Annotated in this window: 11 protein-coding genes; 5 read left to right on the top strand and 6 right to left on the bottom strand. The window is 44.5% G+C overall.

Translation table 11 applies throughout. The features are described 5' to 3' along the window. Positions 1–83 precede the first annotated feature (83 nt). Positions 84–650: a hypothetical protein gene (locus tag MKZ13_RS04245; RefSeq protein WP_339182040.1), complete on the top strand. Its 567-nt coding sequence runs from the start codon at positions 84–86 to the stop codon at positions 648–650. A gap of 233 nt (positions 651–883) precedes the next feature. After that, entirely contained in the window at positions 884–3,127 is a 2,244-nt protein-coding gene (locus tag MKZ13_RS04240) for an S-layer homology domain-containing protein (RefSeq protein WP_339182037.1), read from the top strand. 144 nt (positions 3,128–3,271) lie between these two features. On the opposite strand, the gene MKZ13_RS04235 is transcribed toward MKZ13_RS04240, so the two are convergent. From MKZ13_RS04235 to MKZ13_RS04225, 3 genes are all read right to left on the bottom strand, one after another. After that, complete coding sequence (locus MKZ13_RS04235) at positions 3,272–4,258, bottom strand: phosphotransferase (protein WP_339182034.1); 987 nt, start codon at positions 4,256–4,258, stop codon at positions 3,272–3,274. 408 nt (positions 4,259–4,666) lie between these two features. Continuing rightward, positions 4,667–5,176 (bottom strand): hypothetical protein, encoded by a 510-nt coding sequence (locus MKZ13_RS04230; RefSeq protein ID WP_339182031.1) that lies wholly within the window; start codon positions 5,174–5,176, stop codon positions 4,667–4,669. Between the two features lie 4 nt (positions 5,177–5,180). Continuing rightward, the gene (locus tag MKZ13_RS04225) at positions 5,181–6,764 is read right to left on the bottom strand and encodes a glycosyltransferase family 39 protein (protein ID WP_339182028.1); all 1,584 of its coding nucleotides are present in this window, start codon (positions 6,762–6,764) and stop codon (positions 5,181–5,183) included. Positions 6,765–6,939: 175 nt separating this feature from the next. On the opposite strand from MKZ13_RS04225, the gene MKZ13_RS04220 reads away from it, so the two are divergent. Next, positions 6,940–8,391, top strand: a complete 1,452-nt coding sequence (locus MKZ13_RS04220; protein WP_339182026.1) for a CAP domain-containing protein — start codon at positions 6,940–6,942, stop codon at positions 8,389–8,391. 144 nt (positions 8,392–8,535) lie between these two features. Here MKZ13_RS04220 and MKZ13_RS04215 read toward each other — a convergent pair whose 3' ends face one another. Both MKZ13_RS04215 and MKZ13_RS04210 read right to left on the bottom strand, forming a co-directional pair. After that, entirely contained in the window at positions 8,536–9,066 is a 531-nt protein-coding gene (locus MKZ13_RS04215; RefSeq protein ID WP_221818773.1) for an isochorismatase family protein, read from the bottom strand. Positions 9,067–9,094: 28 nt separating this feature from the next. Then, a complete protein-coding gene (locus MKZ13_RS04210; protein ID WP_221818772.1) occupies positions 9,095–9,496 on the bottom strand; it encodes a DUF1801 domain-containing protein in 402 nt (133 codons plus the stop codon). A 184-nt stretch (positions 9,497–9,680) separates the two neighbouring features. Here MKZ13_RS04210 and MKZ13_RS04205 point away from each other — a divergent pair, with 184 nt between their 5' ends. Together MKZ13_RS04205 and MKZ13_RS04200 are read left to right on the top strand one after the other, a co-directional pair. Then, positions 9,681–10,001: a metalloregulator ArsR/SmtB family transcription factor gene (locus MKZ13_RS04205; RefSeq protein WP_017690570.1), complete on the top strand. Its 321-nt coding sequence runs from the start codon at positions 9,681–9,683 to the stop codon at positions 9,999–10,001. A gap of 99 nt (positions 10,002–10,100) precedes the next feature. Further along, positions 10,101–11,183 (top strand): saccharopine dehydrogenase, encoded by a 1,083-nt coding sequence (locus MKZ13_RS04200; RefSeq protein ID WP_221818771.1) that lies wholly within the window; start codon positions 10,101–10,103, stop codon positions 11,181–11,183. A gap of 116 nt (positions 11,184–11,299) precedes the next feature. Here the strand turns inward: MKZ13_RS04200 and MKZ13_RS04195 are convergent, their stop codons facing one another. Then, positions 11,300–11,962: a SprT family zinc-dependent metalloprotease gene (locus tag MKZ13_RS04195; RefSeq protein ID WP_339185323.1), complete on the bottom strand. Its 663-nt coding sequence runs from the start codon at positions 11,960–11,962 to the stop codon at positions 11,300–11,302. Positions 11,963–12,220: the final 258 nt, after the last annotated feature.

Genomic DNA, 12,220 nt, shown 5'->3' with positions numbered 1-12,220 from the left:
TTCTTACTTGTTCGTCTAACTACTGACCAACAACTAAGGAGATGACTATGCGAATAACTTGCAGCCCTGGTTTCCCAGGAAGCATGATTGGATCGATTGATCTACAGCCATCGAAGTATTACAGCACACCATCCATGAACAGCAAGATCACAGATCATGTTGACCCCGAACTCATTACCATTCCCTATGTAGAAGATCCGGAATTCGGATTACACTTTGACGCCATGAAGGTTATGAACGGAACTTATAAAGATGAAATGCATGTAAGCTATGATGTGGAGTTTACGATTGATGTAGATAAAAAAGGTTATATTACACAATTCGAGCATACGTTCCAGCTGGAACGTTATTTGGATCTGGTGCGAACGCAGTCCTATAAAGTGATCAAGACAAACTGGCGCGGACAAACATTTCACGTGATGACATACAGTTACCTGGAGGAAGTTATTCATCCGAAGAATGTTCTTTTTAGATGTAACAATGCCGAGGATGTCTTCGTCGTGGCTGAACTTATGCCCCATCGTGTTGGTGGGATTGTAGTACAACCTAATAATCTTTATCTTCATTTCCGTGCATTAATCTCGGCACGAGATGATCTGTACCCATTAGATTATATGTGTGAGCCTGATTTCGACCTGAGTCTCGACTAAAAAGTAGATACATATGTAGAAAGAGCATAAGCTGCCCCGAATCAGCGGGGTGGCCTGTGCTCTTTTTTCAACAAATGAACCACTAACTTCCTAATTCCCCCCTCCTTCATACGCTCGGCCTTATGCTCCTATGCCTGGCTCTAAGCAAAACCAGCTGTAATGTCGATGAATATACCATAATGCTGAACTTGCATATGTTCTTCGTGCGTTCAGAAATGAGAGGGGTTGGAAACATGGTTTACCGGAAAAATAAAATGCATTCACTGTTCACTCTGCCGTTGGCAGGTTTACTGTTTCTGTTATGGGGTGCTCAAGCGGCACATGCAGAACAGGTTGACAGTTTGTTACCTGAGCGAAGTCAGCAGGAGATCGTTCAAAAGTGGAATCAGTGGATGATGAATGGCAATGATACATCTCCCCTGTATACAAAGACACCTTCGACAAGTGCTCCCTACTCTGCTGGTGTGGTAAGTGATGCCTATCTGGAGCAGGGGCTGAACGCAGCCAACTTTTATCGTTTTATCACGGGGCTACAGGGCGATCTTGTTCTTGATTCTACCTTGAATCGTCAAGCTCAGCATGGGGCTGTTGTGGTCTCCACGGGTGGATACCTGTCCCATTCTCCGAAACAGCCAGGAGATATGCCAAAGGATTTCTTTGACACAGGTTCAAAATCTGCCAGCAGCTCCAATCTGTACGTTACCAGCAGTGCCAAGAATAACGTCCTGACCAAAAGCATTCAGGCTTACATGGATGATTCAGATGCCTCCAATATTGATCGACTCGGCCATCGGCGCTGGATCTTGAGCCCACAACTGCAAAGAATCGGTTTTGGACTCGCTACTCGTAGTGAAGCAGGCAAGACATATGATCAGTACTATAGTGCCATGCAGGTATTTGATAAAAGCAGAACGGGGGGAACTTCGTTTAACTACAGTCTGTTTCCGAATCAGGGAGCTTTTCCAATCGAAGCCTTTGGTAGTACACAGGCCTGGTCTGTTCAACTGAATACAGATGTATTCGCGAAACCATCACTGTCTGAGGTACAGGTCGAGATGACTCGAACTTCCGATCAACGTACATGGACCTTTAATGCCAAGAACCAGAACACTGGCTTTCCAACGGGTTATTACAACGTGGACCCTGCGGATAAACAATGGTTTAATCAAGCCTATTTCAATGTAGAGACAGGTGGATATGGATATGGCTACGCCATCATCTTCCGTCCCGACGATGTGCAATTATTAAAGAACGGCGATACGTTCAACATTCGAATTACAGGTCTGCAAAAGAAGAACGATACAGCAGCGGAAATCTCATACTCCACACGTTTCTTCCATGTGGACGGTGTTCAAGATACAACACTTACCCGTATAACGCCAGAACAACCAAACCTGAAAGTCCGAGCAGGAGAACAGATTGATCTGCCTTCGATCACTGCCGTGAATGATAACGGAACATCCTATGTTCCACAGTCTAACGTTTCGTTCACCACGACGTCAGATCGCATTGCCATCAAGGATGGAAAAATCATTGGACTTCAGGCTGGTAAAGCCGAAATTCGGGTTCGTTTTGAAGGGAAAGAAGTGGTTGTCTCTGTTACGGTAACGGGAATCCCCCAATTAACTGATATCCGCACACATTGGGCGAAAGATGCCATTCAATGGGCCGTTCAACAGGAGATGGTCAGTGGATACGAGGATGGAACGTTCAAACCCAACAATCAGGTGAGTGAAGCCGAATTCCTCTCCATGTTGTTCAAGCTGTATGCGAATTCCCATGTCATTCAGAGCATCGATGCTGCAGAGGGACAAGCTATCAAAGGAAACATCTGGAGTGATCGTTATTATACCTATGCTTCCGCGTTGAATCTGAAGCTGGATGCCAGCAATCAGAATCCGAAGATGCGCAATCATGCCTTAAATCGAACAGAAGTAGCCGTAATCGTGGCGGGGCTTGGTGGTAAAAATTATACCCAGGATGACGATGCCATCAGGTATCTGCTGAACATGGGATACTCTTCAGGCAAAACCGCAGCTACGGTGCAAGGTTATGCGGGACAAGAATCCTTGACCCGGGCAGAGGCCGTTGTTTTTCTCCAGAACCTGAAGGAAAAAGGCTTCGAATTATGGAGCAGACCGAAGAATACCACTGAAGCTACCGAGAATGAAAAGAACGGCGGACTACCGGATCAGACCATGAAAGCAGTATATTCTGCCGATCACACGCTGGTCCTTCAAGGTACATTCCCGGCGTATGCCAACCAGACGATGCCAATTAAAATTCATGGTCCTTCGCCTGCTGCAGAGCACATCCAAACCCAGCAGGTTACAACAGATGCCTATGGCAATTTTAAACTAACGGTAAGTAACCTTGATGCGAAGGAACTTAACCTCTATGTGGACGTACGCGAAGATTATTCCTACTGGATCAGTGTAGAAGCGGGGCGTACTGCGATAAGTGATTATACCGAGTAACATGTAAAAACCAGCTTAGGAATTCTACATTGAATTCCCAAGCTGGTTTGTTTGTTATGAGGACTGATTCTGGTATGAGTCATGACATACGTTCAATATTAAGTGTTCAAAGTATTGGTGGATATAACTTTTTATGTGTAGACTTTAAATTGGATGATTGAATTGCTCTGCCTTTTCTGTCATCTTCCTCTCCAACCTCGCTCTTAGTCCGCTCATCCACTCTGGCTCATGTGACCACTGCTCTGCAACAGATCGAAGCATACGCACATAGCCGTACAAGTTGGCAAAACGGCGACAAGCGGGGAACATACTCTCCAGATCATAACGTTCTCCTGTCTTCGACCAATACCCGTTCAGGAACAATTGTTTCTTCACTTCCCATTGCTCAGGCTCGATTTCCTCACGTAAACTATCCAGACTCTGTTCCACGTCCATCGCGTACCAGTGATACATCGAGTCATCAAAATCAATGGCATAACAAGACTTGCTTCCTTCGTCATAGAAGACATTGTCCGGTTCAAAATCGTAGTGGATGAGTCCGAAATTTTGCTGGGTCATCGGTAAAATCGCAAAATATGTTCGGAGGAACTCCACCTCGTTCAGAGCAGCCCTTTCACCAGGAAAAACCTTCAGGATCTCCTGCATCCAATCCAAAACATCCGTATAGGTCCAGCGTTTCTCCTTTTGCTCAGGCATGAATGTACGTGATAAATGATGCAGCTCACCCAACGCCTGACCATAGCTGTACAGGATGGTGTCATTCAAATCAATACTTCCTAACTGCGATCCGGGTACTCGTTTGAATACGGAAGCATAGTACGTTCCCCATGGGGTGTGAGCCTCTACAAGTTCTGTCCCTGAATGAGAAGGTACAGCCTCCATGGCTCCATACTGATTCGTTCGAAGATAACGGAGGAACTCCAATTCCGCGCTAAGGTTGATTAGATTTTTCTCCTCTACCGGAGCAAATCGAAGTAATCTCACTTCCCCCTGATCTCTGAACGGATACACGGCATTGGAGGATATACGATAATACTGAAACATATCCAGCGACTCAGGATCATAGTTCCAATTCTTTAAAATCATCTCGGCAAGATCATTATTTTGAAATAAATATTTTAAATTTAACATGGGCATTTCTCCTTTTTGGTCGTTTCATGTGCATTGCTTGTAGGCAACGAATGCCTATTTTTGCGCGCAAAAAGCCGCAGGCTATGCCTGCGGCTTCAAAAAAAATCTGAGTGTATGGGAAATTTGCACAAGCAAATAAACCTCGCATACGCCAGAAAAAAATGAGCAGTTATATCCCTATTTATCGACAGATCTCAGACCGGACTGGGCAACAGGATATGTCCCACACTGTATCTAAATGGTCTGCCGGAATTATTCAGTTCATGCTTACCTTCATTGTAGTAATAGAACATACCATCTTAGACCGTCGTTTCATGACGCTCACTCCCTTCAAAAAACCAGTTGTTACCATAATAACCCATAAACCGAATGTAAGCAATTACAAAATAACGATATTCCCAGCATCTTTTACTGGACAACCGCCATCCGTTCGACCGTCTCGGTGTTGTCCTTATACCACACCATAACGATGTCTTCTTCTTGAAGATCAGATACTTGAATGGATGAATTCGCATTTGGGCTGGAATTACCCGAACGCGGCGTTCCCATGCCTTCAGTGATAGCAACCTCATCAGTTATATTCAATTTCATTTCCATTCCGGTATCCTTCCATTCCATGCTTGGAGATGAGGTATCCTGCACCTCAAGCAACGCCAGAGTGACTGTGTTTCCAGTCACGGAGATGACCCTACCTGTAATATCAGCATTTATCATCCCCTGCATCATGTCCGGACTGCCTGTACGGTCATTCATGCCCACGGCGCCTCTTCCACCTCTCGATGTTCCTCCGTTCATGCCTTGCACAGAACTGGTCTTGGTAATATTCTGGGCAGTTATCACATCACAGCCCGTAAGCATAACCGAGCAACCCAGCAAAAGGAGTATTGTAACCGATGTGAAATATTTATTTTTTCGCATATAATCACCTTTTTCTCAGGGAATATCTCTCCAAGGTACCTTTACGGTGGAGTATGAAATCATACGTATCTTTGAACCCCATATAGGACAGCACAACCAACAGCGGATATACAGGGTAGATGTATCTGGACTTAATCTCCCAGAGAATATAAAATCCAATGAATCCGAGAATGACCAGGATTATTGAGACTTCATCATACTGTTTACGACGAATTCCTCCGACCAACCGGATGAAAATAAAACAGTACATCAAAAAATTCATCACATATACAATCCAGAGCAAACTTGTCCGATAAACCGAATCCCCTTGCAACAGTTCTGTTATCGCATTGGTATAACTATAGGAGCCTGCGATTCCACCTACCCTTCCTCTTCCTGCACTCAAGGAACTTTCATTGCCAATTCCGTAGCGGTCCATCTGGTACGTCCCTTCGGTCCAGGTCCATATAATCTTTTTGTAATACATCTGTACCAAATCACTCGCACTTGCTTCAGACAGCTTGTTGCCAATCTCTTGTTTAAATAAAGCTGTGCTCTCAGCCTTACTGTAGTCGGCCTGTCTCTGATAGATCTGATAACTCTCCATATTGTCCCAGAAGCCAAAACGCTCCAGATTAATCCCCATATTCAACCACATATAGACTGGTGCAGCATTCTCTCCGACAGGTTCGCTCACAGCACCAGAGGATTGAAGAACCGCATTCTGAGTCCAGGTTGGTACATTAAACAACATAGCCAGCGTACCGATGGAAATGACAACTTTCTTCGCTCCAATGCTCCGCATATTCAGCAGAATATATATGATGGCAGCGATTAGCACGATCACCCCAATGCTTCGAAAGTAATTGCCCAACGCGAGAAAAACGGCAGCAATGACGATTATTTTCCAAGACTTTTCACGTACAAAACGAATGATGAAGTATAAACAAGATGTCAGAAAAGCTGTGGCAATCACATCGTTATAGATCAGGTTGTTCAGGAACAGAGAAGGCAGGTACGTCGCTGCAAAGATCAACACACCGTAATCACGTTCCGTGGATCTGTCATTCACTTGTTTATAAATAAGATAAATCATGAACGTTGTTAACGTTGAAAACAAAATATTAAATAGTTTGATGACCAGATAGTTGTCTGGAAACAGGTACAGCAACGTCTTCAAGTACAACACAATCGAGTAGTTAAACGGGAACATGTGCAGATAACCACCCGTTTCAAACGAAGAATAGTCTTGGTCATACAGCATGTTCATGGCTAGTGAAAGAACGGTCTGCGAATCATCGGTGGGCACTCTCGGAAATACAAAAATGATGATGATCTGAATGACCAGAGAACATAACAGCACAATCGGAATGACAACCTTCGGACTGTATTTGTTCAGTTTCAGACATAGAGCATATAACCCGACACCTGAACCCAGAAGCAAAAGAATGACCGGGAGAAAAACACTCCACTGCTGCCTGCTCAGAATGGGATTGTCCCCATACAAAGCGTAGTTGTACTGCGCCCGAACCAACAAGGACGAAACAATAAACACCGCAACAAACACGAGCAGAATGAGATAAAACGATTTTTGCAGCATCTTAGACATACCAAAACTCCTTTTCGAATACAGGATTCCGTGAGTATTATAAAGGCTCTGGCTGAAAAATCGCTGAATTCGAACAAACAATTCAATTCATAAATCTAACGAATTATCCCTCTAATGTCGATAATATACATCGAATACATAATATTAATATTTTTAACTAAAAGGAGATCAGAAGATGGTTATTCAAAAAAGGTACATCCGCTCGTTACTCTCTCTTCCTCTGGCAGGCCTGTTATTCCTGCTGCTCGGAACCCAGCAGATCGCTGCGGCCCCTGTCGACAGTTTGCTGCCTGAGCGAAGTGAACAGGAAATCAGTCAGAAATGGACGCAATGGATGAGTAGTAAGGACCAGACAGCCACTTTCACACAGAACCCCTCGACCAAGGCACCTTACGTTGCTGGTGTAGTAAGTGATTCCTCATTGAAACAGGCTCTAGGTGCAGCGAACTTCTATCGTTATCTATCCGGGTTAGAGGGCGATCTTGTCCTGGACGCTGCACTCAATCGTCAAGCCCAACATGGAGCAGTTGTTGTTTCTACCGGAGAATTGACCCACTTCCCGGCTCGTCCGGCAGATATGCCGAAAGACTTCTTTGATCTGGGAGCCAAGTCGACTTCAAGCTCCAACCTGTACGCTTCCTATACTGCTGCCGGCAACCTTGCAGTCAAAAGCGTTGAAGCATATATGGATGATTCCGATGCCAGCAACATTGCAGCACTCGGCCATCGCCGCTGGATTTTGAGTCCGCAACTGAAGAAGGTTGGCTTCGGGATTGCATCCCGGGACAACAAAAACTATGCAAGCCATTTCAGTACCATGCAGGTTATGGATACAAGCCGTTCAGGAAAACTCAATTACAATTACAACTTGTATCCAAACAAAGGGGCATTCCCGATTGAGGCATTCCATGTGTCTCAAGCCTGGTCTGCACAGCTGAACCCGGACGTCTTCGCAAAGCCTTCCAATTCCGAGGTACAAGTGGAGATCGTCCGTTCATCAGATCAGAAAACTTGGGTATTGGGATCTAAAACCCCGGTTAGCAGTGATCCTGCAAAGGCCTTTTTCAATGTAAATACTGATGGTTATGGGTATAACTATGCTGTCATTTTCCGCCCGGATAATTTGAAATCCTTGAAGGCAGGCGACACATTCAACGTTCGTATTACAGGTTTGAAAAGGAAAGACGGGGCCAAAGCAGAAATTTCATACCAGACTCGTTTCTTCTCAGTTAGCAATCCTTCACAAGAGCCTGTGACTGATCCACAGAATCCTGGGACAGAACCACAAGACCCTGGAACAGAGCCACAAAAACCGGATACGGGGAACGAAGATTATCTCGATAATCATCTGATGCAGTTCGAATATACAGCGGCTCGTACGCTGAAAGTACGGGGAACACTCGCGGCTTATGCGAATAAAACGTTCTCTTTCCAAATCCACGGTCCTTCTCCAGAAGAAAAACATATTCGTACGGAAACGGTGAAGCTGGATGCTAACGGTCGATTCAGTCTGACGGTTCCTAATCTGGGCGTGTCTGATCTGACCATCTATTTGCAAGTGGACCCAAGTTTCATGTACTTCATTCCTACAGCAAGTAATTCAAACGTCACCTATTCCTTTGAATAGAAGTGAAGGAAGAGAATAGGAACAGAACGAAGTACAGTGTAGTAACGACCAAAGTAAAATCTAAAAACACAAACAGGCGAATGCGTAGGCATCCGACTGTTTTTTGGTTTATGATATGAGCTTTTGAGAGATTGAACTCAAGAATTAAGTATACTGTTCCTTGAATTCATTCATGTATAGAACCTCAATACAACCTGACCAATTCAGAATCGAACCGATAAAATCCTGTATGTCTAATCCCTTCATTTCATACGTTTCTGCTGTATTTACTGTACCCGCCGCATCTTCAATCAGGGTTACTTTAAACCCCTCATGTTCAGCATTAATCGCTGTAAACAGACAACAATACTCCATGTTGAATCCAACAATGAATACATGTTGAATCTGATGATCCAGCAGCCACTTTATCAGTTCCGTATTACTGAACGCACTCGGTTTACTTTTCTCAAGAATAGGATGTTCATTGGTATCAACTACAATCTCCAAATTGGCACTTTTCTCATAATATAGAGAGGATTCTTCATTGTCCTGGTCCAGATGTTTGGTAAACACAATAGGCCAGTTCATCTTTTCAAAAATGGTAATAACAGACTGAATCTTTGCAATTGTAACAGATACATCCCTCAGACTTGTAAGCCCATGCTGCACATCAAGTACAATTAACCCTTTATTCACCCGCTATCTCCTTCCATAGACAGGCCTTTCAGCCTCCAGCGCTACCTTTTTTGCGTTTTTTTTCTGACGCGATCTCCACATTTTCTTTCACCCGATACTCCACAATCCGGCGGATCAGATCCTCCGGCAATGGCTGGTCCAGCGGAAACTGGACAGATCCCTTAGCCCCTTTGTACTTGGAGAGTTCCTCCTTGAACGCCAGAATCCCCGTGGGAGCAGGGTAAAACCCAATATGATGCTGGTATGCGGCAAAATGAACCAGATTCCCATGCTGTGCATACGTGGGCATCTTGTAACTGATCTTCTCTTCGGCGTTCGGAGCCGCTTCACGAATAATCTGTCTTAACGCCTGTAATCTCACCTGTACATCAGGTGCAAACTCCGAGATATATTCATCTACCAGCACCGAATAATGGTTACTCTCAGCCATCTTGGACTCCTTCCACCACGGATACATCAATGGATTCGTGGTACAGGCATATTTGCTTATATTGTACTTCAAATGGACAAACGGAACAGCTATTTTCCTGCAACTTGGAATGTTAAATTTGATTTTTAAGTGAACTAAGCCTTATAATACGTTTAAACAATTAAACATTATAACGGAGTGAGCCATGAACGAATCGATGGGTAACCAAAAAGTTATTGATATTTTCGAGAATCTAAGTCCTTATCTTCAAGGTTTGGGAGACCCCGTTCGCCAGCGAATCATATCGCTGCTCATTGATCAAGAGAGCATGAACGTATCGCAGATTGCAGAGCATGTCCCCATGTCACGCCCTACGGTCTCTCATCATTTGAAAATATTGCGTCAATCCGGACTGTTATCGGTTCAGAAAAAAGGTACGGAGATGTATTACAAGCTGGAATTCAACGATGCGATCGAATTGCTCAAACAGCTCGTTCATCTCGTAGAAGTGGAATGTCAGAGCTAGCGCGTACCGCGCTGGTGAACCGCATTCCTTTTCTTCACTCTATTATGTTCAATAGTTTAAACATATAAGTACATAAACATATCAACGGAGGTTTATCGAATGAATAGAAAAAGAGTTCTTATCGCTGGAGGTTATGGTGCTGTAGGTGCACAGCTTGCCCGCATTTTGCATGACAGGCATCCTGATCTGGAATTGGTATTGGGAGGTCGTTCTGCGGGTAAAGCAGCACCTTTTCCATCCAATCGTGTCCAAACGGTTGTTGTTGATACCAATGCAGACGATCCACTGATTCACGCAGGAGAGAATATATCGTTAATCATTAATGCAGTGAACGATCTGGATGATCGGCTACTGGTATCGGCAGTGCGGAGGAGAATCCCACTCATCGATATAACACGCTGGACTGAGGTGTTCAATCAAGCGATCCGTACAATAGAGCAGGAAGAGCTTCATGCTCCGGTAGTGCTGTCCTCTGGATGGATGGCAGGAACGGCGTCACTCTTTGCCATGATACTTTCTAACTCTCTGCAACATGTCGAAGTAAACATTCATGCCCTATGGTCGCTGCGGGATAAGGCCGGCCCTGATTCGGCAGCCTTCATGGACCGGATGAGTATTCCTTTTCAGATAACCGAATCCAATACACATCGACTCGTCTATCCCATGACAGATCCGATCAAAGTTCATTTCCCGAACGGGTATACGACTCCATGTTACAGATTGGATACACCCGATCACGTCACATTACCTCATACCAGTCATATTGATTCATCCAGCTTCCGCATTGCATTCGATAGTAAAGTATCTACCTATGCACTCACGGGACTGGTTAAAACTGGAGTCTGGAAGATGATCAGCGGTGAACGTTTCAAGCCATTCCGGCGAAAGTTGCTCTATAATCCAGGAACTGGAAGTGCACATCATCTGGTCATTCAATTGAAAGGGCTGGATGCAAAAGGAAACGACGTTAAACGAACGATGACAGTCTCTGACCCACTCGGTCAGACCCACATGACTGCACTCGGCGCTGCGGTGCAAGCCGAGAAGATACTGATGATGCCAACGGACAAGCCTATGGCTCCAGGCATCTATTATCCTGAGCATCTATTCGATGATCGAATGGATATGGATGCGGTTACTCATTTTTTCAAACAATACGGCGTTCAAGTAACCCACTCCTGATCCAGACATAACCAAAAATCCGCGAAGCCGCTCACTGCAAACAGTGGGACCTTCGCGGATTTCACAAATTATAATGGAGGTATCTATCGTGTCCAAGTGAAAGCTTGGGTCTGGAATTACAACGTCATGGCTCGACCATTGCGCATCAGATAATCTTCTTTTGTTTTGTAATCCGGCATGATACTGCCAATACGCCGCCAGAAAGAGCGATCATGATTCATGTGGTGAATATGGCAAAGTTCATGAATGATGACATAATCGATCACTTCCAGTGGCGCCATCGCCAGGCGATAATTGAACGTAAGTTTTTTGTCCCAGCTGCAACTGCCCCACTTGGTGGGAGAATCTACGATCTCTACTGACTTCGGTTTCACCTTCAACTCCTGCTGATAACGTCCGATGCGCTCCCCAATCATGCGTTTACACTCGGCAAAATAAAACTTCTTCAAATTCGCTCGCAGCTCTTCTTCTGTAAGCCCCTCTACAGGGATTAAGTCATGCAGTGCATGCTCCTTGCCAAAAAGCAGAAACTTCCCCTTGCCCTCATCTTGATATTCCTTGGCTTGAGGACCGTCAAGCGCCCGCTGCATCAGAGCGGATTTCTTCAGAATCACATCCCCATGTTGCTCCACAAGTTGCCGGATCATGTCTTCACTGGTACCATTGGGTGCTTTGATTGTTACCATATAAGGCAAGTCCATCGTGATGGAAACTTTCTTGCGTTTACCGTATTGGATATGACAGTTAATGTTATGGCCTTGCATCTCTATAGTTAACATAATGCGCTCCGCTTCTGGCACTCCGATGACAGAACAACCTTCCGATCGCTGTTATCCCCAGATTTTTTTGATTCCTTTTTTAAAAGGAAAAATCCGTAGATAAAGGCGAACATTCGCTTCTTCAGGTTATTTCTGTCCTCTCCGTTAATGTGTAAAAGATATATACATTCTTTCAATCAAATCAAATTGTATACCATCTCCGGCTATAATGCATACTGTTCGACGATATATCTATCCTTATTGTATTTTTATACATTA

It is taken from the genome of Paenibacillus sp. FSL R5-0701 (assembly GCF_037973995.1).
Lineage (GTDB): Bacteria > Bacillota > Bacilli > Paenibacillales > Paenibacillaceae > Paenibacillus.
This window is presented reverse-complemented; position numbering and strand designations above follow the sequence as displayed.